General features: G+C 63.8%; 15 protein-coding genes and 1 pseudogene. 12 read left to right on the top strand and 4 right to left on the bottom strand.

Annotated features, from left to right (window positions below; translation table 11 throughout):
- Nucleotides 1-116: 116 nt before the first annotated feature.
- Nucleotides 117-1535 (bottom strand): Stf0 family sulfotransferase, encoded by a 1419-nt coding sequence (locus AWB83_RS05850; RefSeq protein WP_159463018.1) that lies wholly within the window; start codon nucleotides 1533-1535, stop codon nucleotides 117-119.
- A gap of 422 nt (nucleotides 1536-1957) precedes the next feature.
- On the opposite strand from AWB83_RS05850, the pseudogene AWB83_RS37100 reads away from it, so the two are divergent.
- Nucleotides 1958-2224 (top strand): annotated as a pseudogene (locus AWB83_RS37100) (MerR family transcriptional regulator); the annotation flags it as partial.
- Nucleotides 2225-2315: 91 nt separating this feature from the next.
- On the opposite strand, the gene AWB83_RS05840 reads toward AWB83_RS37100, so the two are convergent.
- Nucleotides 2316-2849, bottom strand: coding sequence for a cytochrome b (locus AWB83_RS05840; protein ID WP_087043312.1), 534 nt, complete (start codon nucleotides 2847-2849; stop codon nucleotides 2316-2318).
- 180 nt (nucleotides 2850-3029) lie between these two features.
- Between AWB83_RS05840 and AWB83_RS05835 the strand changes: the two genes are divergently transcribed.
- From AWB83_RS05835 to AWB83_RS05810, 7 genes are all read left to right on the top strand, one after another.
- Nucleotides 3030-3671, top strand: coding sequence for a ParB-like protein (locus tag AWB83_RS05835; protein ID WP_087043311.1), 642 nt, complete (start codon nucleotides 3030-3032; stop codon nucleotides 3669-3671).
- A gap of 744 nt (nucleotides 3672-4415) precedes the next feature.
- A complete protein-coding gene (locus AWB83_RS36725; protein WP_167389077.1) occupies nucleotides 4416-4556 on the top strand; it encodes a hypothetical protein in 141 nt (46 codons plus the stop codon).
- Between the two features lie 120 nt (nucleotides 4557-4676).
- Nucleotides 4677-6335, top strand: coding sequence for an NRAMP family divalent metal transporter (locus tag AWB83_RS05830; RefSeq protein WP_087043437.1), 1659 nt, complete (start codon nucleotides 4677-4679; stop codon nucleotides 6333-6335).
- Nucleotides 6336-6485: 150 nt separating this feature from the next.
- Nucleotides 6486-7499, top strand: coding sequence for a GlxA family transcriptional regulator (locus AWB83_RS05825; RefSeq protein ID WP_087043310.1), 1014 nt, complete (start codon nucleotides 6486-6488; stop codon nucleotides 7497-7499).
- Nucleotides 7500-7681: 182 nt separating this feature from the next.
- On the top strand, nucleotides 7682-8893 hold the full coding sequence (locus tag AWB83_RS05820; RefSeq protein ID WP_087043308.1) for a M24 family metallopeptidase: 1212 nt from the start codon (nucleotides 7682-7684) through the stop codon (nucleotides 8891-8893).
- A 64-nt stretch (nucleotides 8894-8957) separates the two neighbouring features.
- Nucleotides 8958-10217, top strand: a complete 1260-nt coding sequence (gene glyA, locus AWB83_RS05815; RefSeq protein ID WP_087043307.1) for a serine hydroxymethyltransferase — start codon at nucleotides 8958-8960, stop codon at nucleotides 10215-10217.
- Between the two features lie 92 nt (nucleotides 10218-10309).
- Entirely contained in the window at nucleotides 10310-11653 is a 1344-nt protein-coding gene (locus tag AWB83_RS05810; RefSeq protein WP_096059355.1) for an MFS transporter, read from the top strand.
- A gap of 97 nt (nucleotides 11654-11750) precedes the next feature.
- Here the strand turns inward: AWB83_RS05810 and AWB83_RS05805 are convergent, their stop codons facing one another.
- Complete coding sequence (locus AWB83_RS05805; RefSeq protein ID WP_087043306.1) at nucleotides 11751-13046, bottom strand: sugar efflux transporter; 1296 nt, start codon at nucleotides 13044-13046, stop codon at nucleotides 11751-11753.
- Between the two features lie 291 nt (nucleotides 13047-13337).
- Here AWB83_RS05805 and AWB83_RS05800 point away from each other — a divergent pair, with 291 nt between their 5' ends.
- The 4 genes from AWB83_RS05800 (at nucleotide 13338) to AWB83_RS05785 (ending at nucleotide 19673) form a co-directional block, all read left to right on the top strand.
- Nucleotides 13338-13631, top strand: coding sequence for a hypothetical protein (locus AWB83_RS05800; RefSeq protein WP_087043304.1), 294 nt, complete (start codon nucleotides 13338-13340; stop codon nucleotides 13629-13631).
- A gap of 122 nt (nucleotides 13632-13753) precedes the next feature.
- On the top strand, nucleotides 13754-16153 hold the full coding sequence (locus AWB83_RS05795; protein ID WP_087043302.1) for a glucose/quinate/shikimate family membrane-bound PQQ-dependent dehydrogenase: 2400 nt from the start codon (nucleotides 13754-13756) through the stop codon (nucleotides 16151-16153).
- A gap of 423 nt (nucleotides 16154-16576) precedes the next feature.
- On the top strand, nucleotides 16577-18967 hold the full coding sequence (locus tag AWB83_RS05790) for a beta strand repeat-containing protein (protein ID WP_087043435.1): 2391 nt from the start codon (nucleotides 16577-16579) through the stop codon (nucleotides 18965-18967).
- A 199-nt stretch (nucleotides 18968-19166) separates the two neighbouring features.
- The gene (locus tag AWB83_RS05785; RefSeq protein WP_087043301.1) at nucleotides 19167-19673 is read left to right on the top strand and encodes a GNAT family N-acetyltransferase; all 507 of its coding nucleotides are present in this window, start codon (nucleotides 19167-19169) and stop codon (nucleotides 19671-19673) included.
- Between the two features lie 63 nt (nucleotides 19674-19736).
- On the opposite strand, the gene AWB83_RS05780 is transcribed toward AWB83_RS05785, so the two are convergent.
- Nucleotides 19737-20669 (bottom strand): aminotransferase class IV, encoded by a 933-nt coding sequence (locus AWB83_RS05780; protein WP_087043299.1) that lies wholly within the window; start codon nucleotides 20667-20669, stop codon nucleotides 19737-19739.

Below are 20669 nucleotides of genomic sequence, written 5' to 3'. Positions count from 1 at the left end.
CGGCACGCGGACCACACCGGCGACTGGATATTCGCGAACCCGATACGATGGCGCTGAAGCCAAGCTGGCCGCTGGCGGCGGCAAAGGCATCGATCTACGAAAAGTTTCCTTGCGCGTTATGCGCCATCTTTATGGTTGACCGGCCGACTGGCTCGTGACGCAAGCCGCGTTTCGGCGGGAATGCCGGTCAGGCGCTTCGCCCGGAAGACGTATTGCCCGGGATGGTAAGCGACCATCTTTTGCAGCACGAACCCGATGGATCTCAGCAGGTTGACGATGTCAGCTCCTGAATAGCTGTTGGCCCAAAGCCACCAGCGATCTGATGTAACGTCGGTCGAGCAGTAGGAAAAGATCAGCGTATCGCACCGCGCGGCGATCGCCCGCATCGCCCGGGGCAGGTCGGCCACGTATTCGAATACGCCAAGAAACATGCACACGTCCGCCGCGCTCATCTCCCATTCCGGCAGCATGGGCAGGTTCAGATCGCAAAGCGCCACGTGCGGACCCCATTGCTTCATGTCCGCCGCGAGATAGGTTGCGTCGGGCGGCAGTAACGCTCTTACAGCCTCGACCGGCCCGCAGCCGATATCGCAGACCCATTTCTCCTGCGGCTCGAGAAAGTCGACCGCCATCCTGGCGCGCTCGTTCCAGCTCAGGTCGAAGTTTTCGGCCTGTGCCCAATGCTGCCTGATCTCCTCGCGATCGGCCACGCGTTCCGGCGTTGGACCGCCGCCGCCGGCATCCGGAGACTGCATGTCCCGATGCTCGCTGACCTCATCGGCCTCTAATGCGGACTCGTGCGGACTGTCCTGACCGGGCATCGATCGCATCACGCCGGCATAATCCGCGATCCGCTCGACCACCTGTTGTGGTCTGTCAACGACATCCTCGTACGCAATGCGTAGAGGAGAGATGCCGTTTCGCACGAAATAGCGTTCCCAGCGAGTGCGTTCGTGTAGCAGTTCCTCCGAGATGCGACGAATGTCCTCGCTATGGTATGCCGGGTAGTGCGCGGGCGATCGCTCTCCCGTATCCGTTGCCCGCCTCGGCGTCTGCCGCGCCAGGGCGAGCGAGATCGCCTGCCCCAGAATGTCTTGCCGTGTCAGATAGATCAGACGGAGGTCGGTGAGCGACCCGAGAGGGAAGGAGGGCAGGATTTCATCCACGCCTTCGGGGCACGTCTTGGCGCAGAGCACGCCATGCTCCGTCGTCCGCCGTTCTCCGGCGATGTCCGACTGCTCCTGAAACTCGCCGGCGCGAGCGGGATGGCGCGGTCGCGCGCCTGAGTGGTCGAAAGACTCAAGCGGTCGTCCGAGAATGCCGGTCCTGGTCATCAGTCGCGCCAAGACATCGGATTCGTTTTGGTTAGCTGAACATATCAACAAGGTCTTGAGCCGCAGAGCAGGCTGGCGATCCGTTTCGGGCAATTCGGCAGGCGTACGTTTGTCAGTCATTTCTATTCCCGAGGTCGTCCCCCGGATTTCGGGCGCGACAATCTCTGCGCGCCGAGACAGCTCGGCAGCGAGATCGGTCATGTTGAGCGAGTCCTTCCAGGGAAAGGCCGTACTTTCCTCGACAGCGTGAACGATTGGCGTGACTGCTGGCGTGTGAATTTCAGATCTCTGCCGGGCAAAGGTTTTTTCGAGTCGATTCATCCGAATCGGAAATCGCATCTCAAATGCACCAAAGCCGCCGCAGACAGATCCGCCGTGGCACGAGTCCGAGAAGTCAATTACGCATCTTCGGACAATTGCGACCCGGCCGTTCCTGAACTGTCGATGAACGTAGCCGCTGGTTCACCCGGGCCCGGCTAAGGCGATGGCGGCTCTTGCTTCCAATACTTCGACAAGTCGCAAGTTTCCACCTGAAAAGCTTATGAAGCACTTAAGGCTGGCTGACAAAAATGTGGCATCCGAACGCCGGGGGCCCCTGGGCCATGCCTGTGCCGAGCCGGATTCGGTCGTGGTCTGAAGCCCTGATCGCCGAACTTCGACAACGGGCAAGAGCTGGAGGAACGCCTCTTTTCCTGATGACACGTTCTTCGGCGATTCTCGACCTGACGGCCATTGGACCGGATGAGGCAGTCATCCTTTGTCCCGCCAATCACAGTCCGCCCAACCGCGTCGCGCCTTACCCCGGCGCGCCCGGTTACGAGGCAGTCGCTACGTGCCTGGCATCACCTGAAGTGCGAGCACGGATCGCACGACGCCCCGAAACCGCGTGATCGCGCGTCCTGCAGTAGAAGATCGGGTAACGCTGGCGCTTCGGTCGAGTGCCACCGGGGAGAATCAGGTGCGTACCGGGCACCGGGGCTACTACAGCATGCGTTGAAGCACGTCGTCGCGAAGCACGAAGTGATGAAACGCCGCAATGGCAACATGCACGATGATCAGCACCAGTAGCGCCCATGCCAGCCATCCGTGCACGTTACCCATGACCTGTCCGACGGAAGACCCCTTTCGCGTAATGAGAGGGTAGTAAAACACGCCGAGCAGTCGGACAATCCATCCGCGAGCCGATGCATTGGCCCAGCCGGTAACAGGCACCACAATCAGCATCACATACAGCAGCAGATGATTCGCTCCTGATAGACGATCCCGCAGGAATGAAGCCTCGATTGCTTCCGGCTCATCGATCAATCGCAAGACCGCGCGGACGAGCATCAGCGCAATAATCGCCGCGCCGACCGACAGATGCCAGCTGATGAGGCCTGTTGGAACAGTGTCGTGGTGCACGTCCGGCATCGTCCAGCCAATGATGAACTGCGCGAGGACGAGTGGCACCATCAACCAATGCAACAGCTTGGCCACTGGCCGGTATTTGACCGTAGATGAGCGGTTCTCAGGCATCGGATGTTCCAGCTTCGGTCGAGAACGACGACTACTGAGGATACTCAGTCGAACCTGATGGGATTCTTAAGCTCGATGTCATTCATTCGAACGCGTCCGTAGCAGGACGACTCCCCACTCTTCTACCTTGGCTTGTCTGACGCGAGGGTAGAATGTTCCGGAACTTGGAGAGCTCGACCGATGGCGAACATAACGAGGGTGGATATCGCACAGCTTCGGCCAATGCAGGCGACCGTCGGGATGCTGGAAGTGGATGCCAAGCGCAAGCATTTGAGAGCGCTTGATGCAAAGGCGTTAAGAGATTTTCTCAAGAGCGCGCCGATTCCAACGGTCTTGGGCAAAAGAGACCGGCATTACATCATCGACCATCACCATCTCGCACGTGCCCTGGCCGATAGCGGGATTGCCGAGGCATACGTCGAAGTTGCTGCTGACCTTTCGCGCCTCCCCAACGAGGAGTTCTGGAACACGGTGATAGCGCACAAATGGGTCCATCCTTATGACGAGCGCGGCATGCTCCGGGCACTGTCCGCGATTCCGGATGACGTCAAGGACCTCGCCGATGACCCTTACCGAAGCCTGGCCGCCTTCGTGAGAAACGCAGGGGGATATCTCAAGACTCCAGAGCCGTTCGCCGAGTTTCAGTGGGCAGATTTTTATCGCACCCGTGTTCCGCTGTGGACGAACGAGTTCCAGTTCAATGCCGTGGTCGAGCAGTCCATTCACCTCGCGTCGAGTCCCGATGCTCGCACGCTGCCCGGGTTCAAACTTCAAAAAGCCGTCGCTTCGGCCAAACCAGCCAAACGTGCGAAGACTTCGTAGCACGCCGCTCACAACGCCGAGAAGAAAATGAAAATCCAGGGAAGGCATGCCATGAACCCGCAAGCGCCCACGCCCCAGGATTAGTCGAAGACGCACGATCAGCCGCCGTGAATCGACTCGTAACTGCTTTCTATATCCTTGCGTGTCCGGACTGATGAAAGCATTTAGTGAGATGCCGCAAGTCCCCGGAAACGTTTCTCCGCAATCGCCAACCTGTTTTGGTCCTGCTCGAGTCAATTATGTTGACTTCCGTTTTCGCGAGCACCTAAAATTTGGAATCTTCACAGATCGGGGCCAATGCCTTGGATTCTTGCAGTAGTCGACCTTCGAACAGTTTCGCTGCCTGACCGGCAGAACGTCCGCGTCTTTTCTCTAGCCGCCGTTCTGCCAGAAGGCAGACGGTGCGCGCCGTAGTTTCCCTCTCCGTGCACCATGACCAGCGCCATACGGACGCGGGCATTTCGCGCGTCCGTATGGCACCGCGTCGCGAGCGTCAACTCGCGACGGTTGCGTTCGTTTGCGCCCTGGAGACCCCCGGCGCGGGCGCGCGCGAGAATCAGCGTGCGTTTGAGACGCCGAAAAGGAGCCGCCATGCCAGGCAGTGACAGTTATCCCTTATGCCGCATCACCTCATCATTGACTGAGGAAAGCGAGTAGACCTTTTCGTCCCGCACATCACGTGCTCGCGCTCCGTGTCCGCTGGCTTTCCGTGAACCGCGTCAAGCCAGACGCCGGAGAAATACCATGAACCTCGGCCTCCTCCTGCCGCACCTGCCTCGAGTCGAGCAATCGCGCGTCCACTACGACGCCATGCTCGCCCTGCACGCCCGCGGACCGCAGCGGCTTGCCGCCTTCTGGCAACGTCTCAAGGCGCTCCTTTCGTAATCCTCTCGCGCTCGTTTCCGGCATACGCAAGGATGCGTCGTTTAATGACACACGCCCTTACGCGCTCGGGAGATGGACCATTTCGTTCAAAAACTATTCATGTTCGGGGAAGAAAACAACATGTCCACGCCATCGCAAGTTTCGCCGCCGCGCGCCGCCGTGCTGGATGACGCTCACCTCGGCGACATCAGGGGTGCATTCGGCACCATCGCACACCACGACACCGCACCGCGCACCAACTGGTGGGCGCGTCTTCGCACATTGCTCGCCATTGTCGGCCCCGGCCTCATCGTGATGGTCGGCGACAATGATGCGGGGGCCTTCGGCACCTACACCCAGGCGGGACAGAACTATGGGACAACGCTGCTGTGGACGCTGCTCCTGTTGGTGCCGGTTCTCTTCGTCAACCAGGAAATGGTCCTGCGCCTCGGAGCGGTAACGGGTGTCGGCCATGCGCGTCTCATCTTCGAACGCTTTGGCAAGTTCTGGGGCGCGTTCAGCGTCATCGACTTGTTCATTCTCAACGCGCTGACGATCGTGACCGAGTTCATTGGCATTACGTTCGTCCTCGACTTCTTTGGCGTTTCCAGGATTGCAGGTGTCTGCATCGCTGCCGCGCTCACGATGGCCGCTGTCAGCACCGGAAATTTCCGACGCTTTGAGCGATTCGCCGTAGTGCTGTGTCTATTGAGTCTATTGCTTGTGCCGGTGCTGGTGTCGATTCACCCGCCAATTTCGCAAATGACAGGCGACTTCTTCATTCCAAACTGGCCAGCCCACTCGAAGCTCAGTGACGTGATGCTGCTGGTCGTCGGCATCGTCGGCACGACCGTGGCACCGTGGCAACTGTTCTTTCAACAGAGCTACATCATCGACAAGCGCATCACGCCGCGCTTCATGAAGTACGAGAAAGCCGACCTGTGGATCGGCATCGTGTTCGTGATGATCGGCGCGGTGGCGATGATTTCCTTTAGCGCTGCGCTCTTCGCAGGCCGCCCCGAACTCGGCAACTTCACTGATGCAGGCGGCGTCATCACCGGCCTGGAGAAATACGCGGGACGCACCGGCGCTGTACTCTTCGCCGTGGCGTTGCTGGACGCATGCATCATCGGTGCGGCGGCGGTCTCGTTGTCAACCGCGTATGCCATCGGTGACGTATTCAGGATTCGCCATTCACTGCACCGTAACGTGTCGGACGCCAAGGGCTTCTATCTCGTGTACTTCGGCATCGTTGCGGGCGCTGCAGCCCTGGTGCTCATGCCGGGCAGCCCGCTTGGCCTGCTGACCGAAGCGGTGCAGACGCTCGCGGGCGTCCTGCTGCCGAGCGCCACGGTGTTCCTGCTGCTGTTGTGCAACGACAAGGCCGTGCTCGGCCCCTGGGTCAATTCAAGGAAGCTGAACCTGTTCACCGGCGCCGTGGTCTGGGTGCTGGTCATGCTGTCGATTATCCTCACCGCGTCCGTCATGTACCCCGACATTACCGGCCGGACCATCATCGAGGTGCTGGGCGGGGGAACCTTGCTCGCAGTCGCTGGCTTTGCGGCAACCGTCGTGTTGCGCAAGCTCCATCAGCAGCCGGCAGCCGAGGCCGCTCACGATGACCGAGTGGCCTGGCCGAAGGAGGCGCGCGACACATGGCGTATGCCGCCCCTCGACCAGTTGCCTCCGCCGAAGTTGACGCTGTCCAACCGGGTCTGGATGGGCGTGCTGCGCGGCTATCTCGTCGTGGCGGTCGCGCTGGTCATCGTCAAGGTCGTCCAGATGACGCTGATGCAGTGAGGGAAATCGCGTCGTCGGTATTCAACCGGGCCGGCTGCGGCCGGCAAGGCCGCATGCACCGTCCTTTATCCATGAGCGCATCGGATATCATCGACACCCATCCCAAATGAACCCTGCGTGCGGGCGACCCGTGAGCAGATCGGACCTCTCATGCCGTCTTCCGTCGACCCGCCATCGAAAAAGCACGCGAACGCCGGCATGCACGACCTTCGCGTGATGCGCGTCGGATTTCTGCTTCTCGAGAACTTCTCGCTGATCGCGCTTGGCACGGCCGTCGATCCCTTGCGGATCGCGAACATGCTGATCGAACGGACCGTGTACGAATACGAGTTGATCGGCGCGAGCGGAGATGTCGTGCGTTCGAGCGACGGGATCCGCGTGCTTCCCGATACCTCGATCAAGGAAGCGGGCCGCTTCGACGCCGTGTTCGTCGTCGGACCGAATCCGATTCCGCGCAAGGGCATCGGCGCCATCATGGATTGGCTGCGCTTGCAGGCGCGGCACGGTAGCGCACTAGGCGGCCTCGACACCGGAAGCTACTTTCTGGCGCGCGCGGGCCTGCTCAATGGCTACCGCTGCACGATTCACTGGGAAGATCAGGATGTGCTCCTGGAGCAATTCCCGAAGCTGACCGTCTCCAATCGCCTCTATGAAGTGGACCGCGACCGCTACACATGCAGCGGCGGGGTCGCGCCGCTCGATCTGATGGTGCATCTGCTCGGACTGCCGCCCGGCAGTCCGTCGCTCGCGGCGCGCGTGCTCGAATTGCTCGTCGCCGAGCGGCGCGGTCACGAGGAGCGTCAGATGACGTCGCTCAGGCGATACGTCGGGGAGGAGCACGCGAAGCTCGACGAGGCTTTGCAAGTCATGGAAAGCAATGTCGAGGAAACCATGAGCGTCGCGGAGATCGCATCGTTCGTGAAGGTATCGCAACGGCAGCTCGAAAGATGGTTCCGCGAGTGCCTCGGCAAGACGCCCGCACAGGCTTACCTCGAAATACGCCTGCTGCGCGCGCGTCAGCTGCTCTACCGGACCGGGCTTCCGCTCGAGCAAGTGTGCGCGCGCACGGGCTTCACTTCGCTCACGCACTTCTCGACGCGTTACAAGGCGCAGTTCGCCAATTCGCCAATAGCCGATCGCCGGCGCTATCAGAAGGCGCTCTGAAACGCGCCACTCCATGAGTTCGCAGCACCTCGCACGATCGCGCGCACGTTTTCGTGCGCCGTCTCTCGTTAACCCTCGATGTCGAAAACAGGAATTTTGGCGTCGAATCGGGACATGTTTCAAACCATCAGGCTACTACCATTCGCTCACACCGATGGACATTTCACCCAGGAGCAGAGCGCATGAAAATGGAGAACCTCATCCGGATCGAGAATGGCGAGAAAGCACGGCACACTTTCTCCGACGCCGAATACGCGAGCCGCCAGGGCAAGCTGCGCGATCTGATGGCGCGCGAGAACATCGATGCCGTGCTGTTCACGTCGTATCACAACATCAACTACTACGCGGACTTTCTGTACTGCTCGTTCGGGCGCAAATACGGTCTCGTCGTGACGCCGAAGAAGGTCGTGTCGATTTCGGCGAACATCGACGGCGGCCAGCCGTGGCGGCGCACCGTCGGCGACTACAACGTGGTCTACACCGACTGGCAGCGCGACAACTTCTTCCGTGCCGTGCAGGGCGAAATCGACAACAAGGGACGCGTCGGCGTGGAGTTCGATCAGCTGCCAGTCGAGGCGCTCTCGAAGCTCAAGGCGGCGTTGCCGTCGGTCGAATTCGTCGATATCGGCGCGCAGACGATGCGCATGCGCATGATCAAGTCGGCGGAGGAGATCGAAGTCATCAAACATGGCGCGAACGTGTGCGACGTCGGTGGCGCGGCGCTCGCGGCGGCGGTGCACGAGGGCGTGCCCGAGCACGAAGTCGCGCTCGCATCGACGCAGGCGATGGTGCGCGAGATCGCACGCCGCTTTCCCGATTCGGAACTCATGGATACATGGACGTGGTTCCAGTCCGGCATCAACACGGACGGCGCGCACAACCCGGTGACGACGCGCAAGGTGCACAAGGGCGACATCCTCAGCCTGAACTGCTTCTCGATGATCGCGGGCTACTACACGGCGCTGGAACGCACGATGTTCTTCGATCACTGCTCCGATGCGCATCTGCGCTTGTGGAAGATCAACGTCGAGGTGCATGAAGCGGGACTCGGGCTCATCAAGCCGGGCGCGCGTTGCTGCGACATCGCCAGCGAGCTCAACAAGATCTACGCCGAATACGGCGTGCTGCAATACCGCACGTTCGGCTACGGCCACTCGTTCGGCGTGCTTTCTCACTACTACGGCCGCGAAGCCGGGCTCGAGCTGCGCGAGGACATCGAGACGGTGCTCGAACCGAACATGGTCGTCTCGATGGAGCCGATGATCATGCTGCCGCAGGGCTTGCCAGGGGCGGGCGGCTATCGCGAACACGACATCCTCGTGGTCGGCGAAAAGGGCGCAACCAACATCACCGGCTTTCCGTACGGGCCGGAGCACAACATCATCGCGGCCTGAACGCGGCGGCGCACGAACGCCCGCGCCCATGCCGCGGGCTTCTCAGGCAGACAGAGAGGCATCCATGTATTCGAAGGAACAGACGATCGCGGGCTTCGACCCCGAGCTGTCGGCGGCGATGCGCGGCGAGCGGCAACGACAGGAAGATCACATCGAGCTGATCGCGTCGGAAAACTATGCGAGTCCGCGCGTGCTCGAAGCGCAAGGTTCGGTGCTCACCAACAAGTATGCGGAAGGCTATCCCGGCAAGCGCTATTACGGCGGATGCGAGCATGTCGACGTGATCGAATCGCTCGCGATCGAACGCGCGAAGGCCTTGTTCGATGCCGGTTACGCCAACGTGCAGCCGCATAGCGGATCGCAGGCGAATGCGGCTGTGTACCTCGCGCTGCTCGCGCCGGGCGACACCATCCTCGGCATGAGGCTCGCGCATGGCGGCCATCTGACGCACGGCGCGAAGGTCTCGTTTTCGGGCAAGGTGTTCGACGCCGTGCAGTATGGCGTGAACGCGCACAGCGGCCTGATCGACTACGACGAAGTCGCAAGGCTCGCGCTCGCGCATCGCCCGAAGATGATCGTCGCGGGCTTCTCCGCCTATTCGCGCGTGCTCGATTTCGCGCGCTTTCGCGAAATCGCGGACCGCGTCGGCGCCTGTCTGGTCGTCGACATGGCGCACGTCGCGGGTCTGGTCGCGGCGCGGCTCTATCCCAATCCGGTGCCGTTCGCGGACGTCGTGACGACGACCACGCACAAGACCTTGCGCGGGCCGCGCGGCGGCCTGATTCTCGCGCGCTCCAACGAAGCGATCGAGAAAAAGCTCAATGCGATGGTCTTTCCCGGCACGCAGGGCGGCCCGCTCATGCATGTGATCGCCGCGAAGGCCGTGGCGTTTCGCGAGGCGCTCGGCGAAGAGTTTGCCGCTTATCAGCAGCGCGTGCTGGCCAACGCGCGCGCAATGGTGAGCGTGTTTCTCGAACGTGGCCATGCCGTGGTATCGGGCGGCACGGACGACCATCTGTTCCTCGTGAATCTCGTGGACAAGGGCATCACCGGCAAGGACGCGGATGCCGCGCTCGGACGCGCGCACATCACGGTGAACAAGAACGCGGTGCCGAATGATCCGCAGTCGCCGTTCGTCACGAGCGGCATCCGTATCGGCACCCCGGCGATCACGACGCGTGGCTTCGACGAGGATGAAGCGAAGCTCACCGCGTCTCTCGTCTGCGACGTGCTCGATCGTCCCGGCGACGCGCGCGTCGAAGCGCAGGTGCGCGAGCGGGTGGCGCGGCTCTGCGCGCGCTTTCCCGTCTACAAGGGGAACTGATTCGGGTTCCATCCGAAAACATCATCACAGGATGGCGTCGCAAGCTGGCGCCACGTGCAGCGCAATCACATCATCATGTCTGGAGACAGTCGATGAATACGGAAAGAGCGGTATCCGCGCAAATCGCGATGCCTCAGGGATCGCCCATGGAAGGCGCGCGTGTCGACCCGAAGCTGCTGAAGCGCGCCGCCTGCGCGAGCTTTATCGGCAATTTCGTCGAGTGGTTCGACTACGCGTCGTATGGCTATCTGGCGACGATCATCGCCGTGGTGTTCTTTCCCAGGACCGATGGCGCCACGGGCTTGCTCGCCACCTACGGCGTGTTCGCGATATCGTTCATCGTGCGGCCGCTCGGCGGCATCGTGTGGGGGCATGTGGGCGACAGGATCGGCAGGCGCACGTCCCTTTCGCTGTCGATCCTCATCATGTCGTGTTCGACCTTCCTGATCGCACTGCTGCCGACCTATGCGCAGGTGGGCATGCTCGCGCCCGTTCTGCTTCTTCTGGTGCGCGTGGTTCAGGGCTTCTCGGCGTCGGGCGAATATGCGGGCGCGGCGGCCTTTCTCGCGGAGTACGCGCCGGACAGAAAGCGCGGCGTCTACACGAGCATCGTGCCCGCGAGCACGGCAGCGGGGCTGCTGTTCGGCTCGATTCTGATCGCGCTGATGCACGCCGCGCTGAGCAGCGAGCAGTTGCAGTCCTTCGGCTGGCGCCTGCCGTTCCTGCTCGCCGCGCCGTTCGGTCTGATCGGACGTTATATCCGCGTGAAGCTCGAGGATACGCCGCGCTTCAAGGCGCTGGAGCAGAGCCATCATGCGGCACGCGCGCCGATCGCCGAGCTGCTGTCGAAGCACCGTGCGCGGATGCTGATCGCGTTCGGCGCGACCTGCCTGAACGCGGTGGCGTTCTATCTGGTGCTGAGCTATATGCCGACGTATCTGTCGACGGAGATGGGCATGAGCGAGACCGCCTCGTTCATTGCCGCGACCATCTCGCTCACGGCCTACATCGGCCTGATTTTCCTGATGGGCGCGCTGTCCGACCGCGTGGGGCGCAAGTCGATGCTGATCGGCGCATCGATCCTGTTCGCCGTCTTGACCGTGCCGCTCTTCAAGGGACTCGTCGGCGCGAGCTTCGCCATGATCGTCGCGATCCAGGTCGCATTTGGCGCGCTCCTGACGATGAACGACGGCACGCTGCCGTGCTTCCTGTCGGAGATCTTCCCGACGCGCGTGCGCTACAGCGGCTTCGCGTTCTGCTTCAATGCGGCCAATGCGTTGTTCGGCGGCACCGCGCCGCTCGTCGCGACATGGCTCATCGGCGTGACGGGCAACAAGCTCGCGCCGGCCTGGTATCTGGTCGGGGCGGCGGGCGTCGCGCTCGTCGCGATGCTCGGCAGCCGCGAGACCTCGCACGCGCCGCTTGCGGACGAGTGAAGCGCTGTGCGCGCGGCCCGGGCGCCTGTCCTTGCCTGTCGCGAGATGGTCATGCGGGACGAGGGCAAGAGCCGCGCCTCGTCCCATGCAGACGAAATCACCGTACCGGCTCTCGCCGTGCTTTCCACCAGTCGCGCAATCGCTGGGCAATGAGTCCGAACGGCGGATTGACGAACAGCACCCATGCGCTCAGCGTGAGGCAACCGCAGACGAGAAACGTGCCCCGATAGCCGAGCGCCGCCACGAGCGCGCCGGACAACACGCCGGAGAGAATCGAACCGACGCGGGACGCGTTGAAGAACAGCGCCGTCGCCGATCCCGGGCTGCGGGGCATCAGGTCCTGCATGTAAGTCATGCCGAGGCATGAGGTCACCGAAACGACGAACGCGTTGAAGGCCTGCATGGGAATCAGGACGCGGATGCTCGGCGCCGCCGCGATCGCAACGAAATAGACCATGTGCACGGCCGCGCAGGACGCGAGCCAGCGCTGCTTGTCGAGACGCGAGCCGCGTGCGCCGAGCGCCAGCATCATCGGTATCTCGAGGAACGCGCCGAGCCTGAGCATGATGGAGACATCGATGCGCGTGCCATGCATGCCATGCACGACATAGAGCGGCAGAACGATCATCGTCGCGCTCGCGGCAAGTCCGATGAGCGTCAGCGCGACGGTGGCGCGGGATATTTCCGCGCGCGTGTGCGGTGCGCCGGCGTGCGGCTGCACGAGCTCTTCGGTGTCGGGCGCCGTCACCTCGAGCAGCGACGACGGATCGCCTGCATAGTGCGCCGGCGCGCTGTGCGGATCGCCCTTGGGCGAATCGTGCATGCGCCATACGATGGCGCTGCACGCTGCGAAACACGCCGCCGCAAACAGGAACAGGCCGTAGAAGCCCGACGCGGCCAGCACCAGCGCACCGACGGAAGGTCCGAACACCCATGCCATCGAGAGGACTGTTCTCAGCGTCGCAAGCGCGAACGACCGCTCGGCTTCGTCGTCGACGGGCAGCGCCGCGCGCGCGAACGAGAACACGAGCGACATGGCGGACCCGCCCGCACCGAGAAACACGAGGCCGATCGTGACCAGCGCCGCGTAGTTGCGCACCAGACACAGCAGCAGGAAGCCGAGCGACGATGCAATGAGCGCCGCAAGCAACAGTCCGCGATGATGACCATGCCGGTCCGACCACTTGCCCGCGAAGGCACTCGCCACCACGCCGCTCGCGGCGATCACCGTCATGAAGACGCCGAGCCGCAACGGTGTCATGGCGGCCTGCTCCACGCTGAACAGCGAGAGATACGGCGCGGTGAAGGACATCGCGATGCCGAGCATCAAGGTGGCGGCGGCGAGCGGCAGAAAAAAGGGAATGCGCGTAAGACTGAGCAGGCGAGTGTTCATCGGTTGTTGGTCGGCGCGTCGATCGAGCCGGAAGGACAGAACGTGTTTCGGCCGCAAATCGCATTCCGCGCACGCGCGTGACAAAACGATGAACAGGCCTGCGCAGTTTGCCACCGCGGATGGTTCGGGTTGCAACAAAGTTTCTGGCTGAGACCTCTGCGCGTGCGGAAGTTCAAGATCCACACTGCCTGCACGCACCATTCGGCGCCCCATTCGCCGTGGGCGTGGCCTGATATATGACGCCGGCCACAACCGCCCAGGCGTCATGTGCCAGGCGTCATATATCAGGCCATGCCGCGGTGGGTCGTGACCGCGGCGGACTTCCGCATCGACGTGGACAAGGGCAGCGGCGCTGTCTCGCACGCCCTCGGTAGTCACGCGATACTCTGTGCGCTCGGGACCGCCTATAACCTGAACCTGAGTGCACGCATGTTTCCGTACGGCACCGTCGCGTACGTGAACAACGGCAGGAACGGCGGCACCTTCCTGGTGTTCGCGACGCCGCGCGCAGCCGGTTCGTGCACGAGCCCGATGGCAGGCGAGTTGCAGACCGGCGTATACATCGGGATGATGCACGTGTTCTGACGTTTGTCCCGCATGTCCGGCGAACCCGGAAGAAGTCCGGCGGGTCAGCCGGTGTGCCCGCGCCTCGGGCATCGCGCAACAGGCGGTGCGCGTGGCGCCCTCAACAAAGGGGTGAAATAATCATGTCCAGACAGTCGACATCGTTGGGTTTTATCGGCGTCATCACACTGCTGTTCACCGCGCTCACCGCGCTGTATCTGCTGGTCGGGGGCGCGTGGCTGCTCTCGCTCGGGGGCTCCGCCTATTACGTCGTGACCGGCGTCGTGCTGCTCGGTGTGACATGGCTGCTGTACCGGCGCAGTCCCGCGGCGCTCGTGCTCTACGCGCTCGTGCTCGTGGGCACCGCGATCTGGGCGATCTCGGAGTCGGGCACCGACTTCTGGGCGCTCGCACCGCGTTCCGGCGTGCTCGTCTTGTTCGGCGTATGGCTGCTGCTGCTCGTGAGCTGGCGCCTCGAAGGCGCGCGGAAGCTCGGTGTAAGCTCGCTGGTCGGCGCGCTCGTGATCTGGGCGGGCGTGCTGGTCTATGCGAGCTTCAACGATCCGCAGACCGTCAACGGCTCGCTGAGCGCGTCGTCCGGCGCGGCGCCGGCGACCGCTCCAGACGGCATCGATCCCGCCGACTGGCCCGCCTACGGCCGTACCCAGGAGGGCACGCGCTATTCGCCCCTGCAGCAGATCACGCCTGAAAACGTGAAGAATCTGCAAGTGGCCTGGACTTTCCGCACGGGCGACATGAAAGGCCCGAACGATCCTGTCGAGATCACCAACGAAGTCACGCCGATCAAGATCGGCGAGCTGCTCTATCTGTGCTCGCCGCACCAGAAGCTGTTCGCGCTCGACGCGAAGACAGGCGCGCTCAAGTGGACGTTCGATCCGAAGCTGCAGGCCGATCCGTCGTTCCAGCACGTGACCTGCCGCGGCGTCTCGTATGTCGACTTGTCGGCGAGCGCCGCGACGGCTGAGCCTGCCGCCTCGGCCACGCAAGCCGCCGCGCCCGCGGCATGCACGCGCCGCGTCTATCTGCCGGTCAACGACGGCCACCTCTACGCGCTCGACGCGCAGACGGGCGAGCGCTGCGCGGGCTTCGGCAACAACGGCGACCTCGACCTGCAACATGCGCAGCCGGTCACGACACCGGGCATGTACGAGCCGACTTCACCGCCAATCGTCACCAGCAAGGTGATCATCGTGGCGGGCGCGGTCGAGGACAACTTCTCGACGCGCGAGCCGTCGGGCGTGATCCGCGGCTTCGACGTGCGCACGGGCGATCTGCTGTGGGCGTTCGATCCGGGCGCGCAGGATCCGAACAAGATTCCGGGCCCGGGCGAGCACTACACCTTCAATTCGCCGAACTCATGGGCGCCTTCCGCCTACGACGCGAAGCTCGACATCGTTTATCTGCCGATGGGCGTGACGACGCCGGACATCTGGGGCGGTAACCGCACGCCCGAGCAGGAGCGTTACGCGAGTGGCCTTCTCGCGCTGCACGCGTCGACGGGCAAGCTCGCCTGGTTCTACCAGACCGCGCACCACGACCTGTGGGACATGGACCAGCCGTCGCAGCCGACGCTCGCCGACATCACCGCGAAGGACGGCCAGACGGTGCCGGTCGTGTACGCGCCCGCGAAGACCGGCAACCTGTTCGTGCTGGACCGCCGCACCGGCGTGCCGGTCGTGCCGGCGCCGGAAATGCCGGTGCCGCAAGGCGCAGCGCCCGGCGACCACGTCTCGCCGACGCAGCCGTTCTCCGATCTCACGTTCCGTCCGAAGGAGAAGCTCACCGACGCCGACATGTGGGGCGCGACGATGTACGATCAGCTCGTCTGCCGCGTGATGTTCCACAAGCTACGCTATGAGGGCACGTTCACGCCGCCGTCGCTGCAGGGCACGCTCGTGTTCCCGGGCAACCTGGGCATGTTCGAGTGGGGCGGCATTGCCGTCGACACCGACCGCCAGATCGCCATCGCCAATCCGATCGCGCTGCCGTTCGTCTCGCGTCTGATCCCGCGCGGCCCGGGCAATCCGATGGAGCCGGTGCCGGGCGCCAAGGGCAGCGGCACGGAGTCGGGCATCCAGCCGCAATATGGTTTGCCGTACGGCGTGACGCTGAACCCGTTCCTTTCGCCGTTCGGCCTGCCCTGCAAGCAGCCGGCGTGGGGCTACATCTCGGCGATCGACCTCAAGACCAACGAGATCGTGTGGAAGCAGCGCATCGGCACCGTGCGTGACAGCTCGCCGATTCCGCTGCCGTTCAAGATGGGCATGCCGATGCTGGGCGGTCCGATCGTGACGGCGGGCGGCGTCGTGTTCATCGGCGCGACCGCGGACAACTACATCCGCGCATTCGACGTGCACACCGGCAAGGAGCTCTGGCAGGCGCGTCTGCCCGCGGGCGGCCAGGCCACGCCGATGAGCTATTCCATCGACGGCCGCCAGTACATCGTGATCGCCGCGGGTGGCCACGGTTCGTTCGGCACCAAGCTCGGCGATCATGTGATCGCCTACGCGCTGCCGCAGTAAGCGGCGGCCCGATCGCGGCGCGTCTGATGAGGCACGGCAACGTGCCCATCGCGCCGCGCCGCCTTGCTGGTTTTCCTGCACGAGTCGTTCATCCCACGCGCCGCTCGACCGGCCATGTCGGATCGGCCGGCGCGCACACGCCTTCGATACTCAATTTTCATGCCGCGTCATGAGCGCGTCCCGATACTCGGCGCGTTGCGGCACTGCCATTTTCTTCAACAACATGAATGTGCGAAACCCCACATAGACGTATTAAGCGGATTGTTACCATCTGCACGCCCGCTCGCACGTCGATGTTCGCGCCTCGTACATGTTGGATGGCAATAGCGGCTCCACCGTCAGCGGCCCAACGAGAACGATCGAACAACACTGTCCGGAGGGCTTATGCAGCGCGGTTTTCACTTCATCCCGCGGATGCTTCGCATGCATCGATCCGAGCATCCGCATCTCTCGATCACGCGCACTCGCAGCGCGCGGCTGCGGCCGCTGGCGCTGCTCGTGCCGGTCGTCGTCGGGCTCGCGTGCGCCGGCGCAACCGCCGCGCCGCCATTGCCGAAGGGCGGCCAGTTCGTCGCCGGCAGCGGGTCCATCGGCGGCGGCGGCCAGGCGCTCGTGATCGATCAGACCTCGTCACGCGGCGTGATCGACTGGAACAGCTTCTCGATCGGCGGCGGCCGGCAGGTCACCTTCAACAACGGCTCGGGCGCGACGCTCAACCGCGTCACGGGCGGCGATCCATCGGTGATTCTCGGACAGCTGAGCGCGAGCGGCAGCGTCTACCTGATCAATCCGCAAGGCGTGCTGGTCGGCCCGGGCGGCGTGGTCGCGACGGGCGGGCGCTTCGTCGCCTCGGCGCTCGATGTCAACAGCGACGCGTTCATGACCGGCGGCCCGCTCACGCTTTCGGGAGGCGGCAACGGCGCGGTGGTCAATCTCGGCAAGATCGGCTCGAGCGGCGGCGACGTGTTCCTCGTGTCGCGCACGGCCGTCGTGAACGGCGGCACGATCGACGCGCCGCAAGGCTCGGCCGAGCTCGCGACCGGCAGCGAGGTGCTGCTGCAGGACGCGTCGGGCAGCCGGCAAGTCTTCGTGCAGACGGGCAGCGGCGGCACGATCACGAACATCGGCACGATCCAGGCCGCGCAAGCGAGCCTGCAAGCCGCGGACGGCAATGTCTACGCGCTCGCGGGCCGTAGCGCGGCGATTCGCGCGACGGGCACCGCGACGCGCGACGGCCACGTGTGGCTCGTCGCCGATCAAGGTTCGGTGCATGCGAACGGCGAGATCGCCGCGGCGAACGCCGACGGCAGCGGCGGCACGGTGGAGACGCGCGCGAACACGCTCGACGTGGCCGGCGCGACGGTGCAAGCCGGCAAATGGAAGCTCGGTGCGCCGACCTTCACGATCGGCAGCGCCACCGCGGATACGCTGTCGCGCAACTTGAGCAACGGCACGTCGATCGACGTCGAAGCCACCGGCTCGAACGGCGCGGCCGGCGATCTGACCGTCGGGCGCGATGTGCGATGGCAGGGCGACGCATCGCTGACGCTTGGCGCGGCGCACGACGTGACGGTCGGCCCGAGCGCGACGATCGCCAACGCTGGCGCGGGCAATCTCACGATCCGGGCGGATGCGAACGGCGTGAACAACGGCGGCGGCGTGACGAACGGCGGCACGATCGACTGGTCGGCAAGCACCGGCATCGTGAGCGCGCTCTACGACATGAACGGCAGCTACGCGCCGGGCACGCTGCTCACCAACAGCGGCTGGGCCGCCGCGCCGCATAGCGGCCTCGTCACGCAGATCACCGCGTACAAGCTCGTGAACGACCTGACGGATCTGCGCAACGTGTCGCAAGACCTGGCGGGCAACTATGCGCTCGGCAAGGACATCGACGCGAACGCGACCCAAACCTCTCCCAATGAGTTCACGCCGATCGGCGCCACCGCCGATGCCGCCTTCACTGGCCAGTTCGACGGCTTCGGCCATGCGATCGACGGCCTGAACGCGGTCGCGCCCGTCATCTCGAACCAGGCGATCGCGGGTTTGTTCGGCGTGGTCGGCACAAGCGGCGCCGTGCGCAATCTGGGTCTCACCAATGGTCACGTCGGCAGCGTGTACGAAGGAGCCCTCGGCCTGCTCGCGGGCCGGAACGACGGTGTCGTCGCCTATGTGTCGACGGCGGGCTCGGTCTCGCAGAGCGGTTTCGGCAACGGCGGCAGCGGCGGCCTGGTCGGCGTCAACAACGGCACCGTCGAGCGCTCGTCGAGCTCGGCGGATGTGAGATCCCAAGGGCCGTTGGGTGGTCTCGTGGGCACCAACAACGGCACGATCGCGCAATCGTTCGCGACCGGCGTGACGGTGGCCGGCTCGCACGGCTCGACCGGCGGTCTCGTCGCGAACAACAACGGCGCGATCACGCAGTCCTATGCGACCGGCGGCACGGGCGCCCTCGGAAGCGGGGGAGGACTGGTCAGCACCAACGGCGCCAACGGCGTGGTGAACGAGTCGTTCGCCGTGGGTCAGGTCGGCGGCGGCGGGCCGCCGGGCGGAGCGTACGGCGGCATCGCGGCATACAACTACGGTACGATCAACGCCAACGTCTACTGGGACAAGGATACGACGACGCGCACGAGCGCCGCGGGCGCCAACCTCGGCGGCGGCACGGCGCCGCCCGACACGAACGGGCTCACGACCGCGCAGATGAGCACGCCGTCGAGCTTCACGTCGTGGGACTTCGGTCCGGGCGGCGCATGGGCGATGCCGGCGGGCGCCACGCATCCGGTGCTGCAGTGGCAGCAGGCGCAGCCGTGACGCGATGAGCCGGACGGACGGGGCGCATTGCGCGCCGTCCGATTTCGCGTCCACGCCGCTCATCAACACCTTTTCCCGCTTTGCAACTCTCCCCGACTTACCCGTCTATGGCTTGATGGTTTATGGTTGCAGGCCACACAGCGAGATGAAGGCTCATGCATCGAATCTCCGAGTAGGCGATGAAGGAGAGACACTCAATATGAATATGACGATCCGCGACGAACACGCCGAAGACATCGACACCATCACGAGACTGACAACGGCGGCGTTTGAACGCGAAGAACATTCGAGCCACACCGAACAATTTATCGTCAATGCACTGCGCCGCGGCAAGCAGCTCACCGTCTCCCTGGTAGCGGTAGAGAACAATGAAATCACCGGCCATGTCGCCGTCTCCCCCGTTACGGTTTCGTCTGGCGCACCCGGCTGGTTCGGGCTCGGGCCAATCTCCGTGTGGCCGGATCGTCAGGGCCAAGGTATTGGTTCAGCCTTGATGAAAGCCGCTCTGTCCGAGTTGCAGCGCCTGGGCGGCGTTGGCTGCGTAGTGCTGGGCGACCCTGGCTACTATGGGCGCTTCGGCTTCAAGGTACATCCAGGTCTGGAACTGCCTGGGGTTCCCCGCGAATACTTTCAGGCGCTGTCCTTTGGCGGTGAGTTGCCAACAGGCACCGTGCAGTACCACACGGCATTTGAAGCCACCGCGTGAGCGATATTCAATCCCGGCATCATCTATTCCAACATGTCGCGCGGCCTAGCCTTCGTGGAGACCTCATCCGGCGTACTCGACCGTGAGCGTGTACGCCGGATCGTCATGCCATTCCCAATAGGTGCGGTAAATCGACCGCGTGATTGCGCCGGGGGCGCCGTCGCGAACCGGCTCGCCGTTCAGGCGCGTGACCGGCATGACCCCGCCAGCCGTCGAGGTGATGAAGATCTCGTCGGCGTCGCGCAGCGTGTCTTCGCCGAGCGCTCCCGTGTGCACGGCGATACCCTGGCGCCCCGCGATATCGATCACCGTGCGGCGCGTGATGCCGTGCAGCACGCCGCGCTCGGGTGTGTGAAGCGCGCCTGCCTTGACGGCGAAGATGTTGAAGCCGGGACCTTCCGCGACGTTTCCGTCGATGTCCTTGATGACGACGGTCTCCGCGCCGGCATCGAAACCCTGAAACTGCGCGGTGACCAGATCGAGCCAGTGGTAATTCTTGATCTGCGGGTCGACGGATTCAGGCGGGATGCGCCGCACCGTGTCGATCAGATGGAGGTGCAACCCCTCGCGCAGCTGTTGCGCGTTCGCGACCGATCCGTACGGCACCGCGAACGCGACGAACTGGTTGATCGCGTCGCGCGGGTCGCGGCTGAACGTCGGCGACACGCCGCGTGTGCACAACATCTCGACGTACGCGTGGCGCAAGCCCGAGCGCCGCACGCATTCGACGAGGATGTCGCGCAGGGCGTCATCGCTGTGTGTCACGACGAGACGCAGTTTGGCGAGCGAACGCCGAAAGCGTTCGATATGCAGATCGAGACGGAAGAACTTGCCGTCCCATACGTGCACCGTGTCGTAAGTCACATCGGAATGGAGCAAGCCCCAGTCGAGCACCGAGATACGCGCCTCTGACATTGGCAGAAACTGGCCGGCCATGTAGGCAACGCCGCGAGGATAGGTCAGACCGTCGATGCGGCCCACGTCGGGTTGGGTCAT

It is taken from the genome of Caballeronia ptereochthonis (assembly GCF_001545075.1).
GTDB lineage: Bacteria > Pseudomonadota > Gammaproteobacteria > Burkholderiales > Burkholderiaceae > Caballeronia > Caballeronia ptereochthonis.
This window is presented reverse-complemented; position numbering and strand designations above follow the sequence as displayed.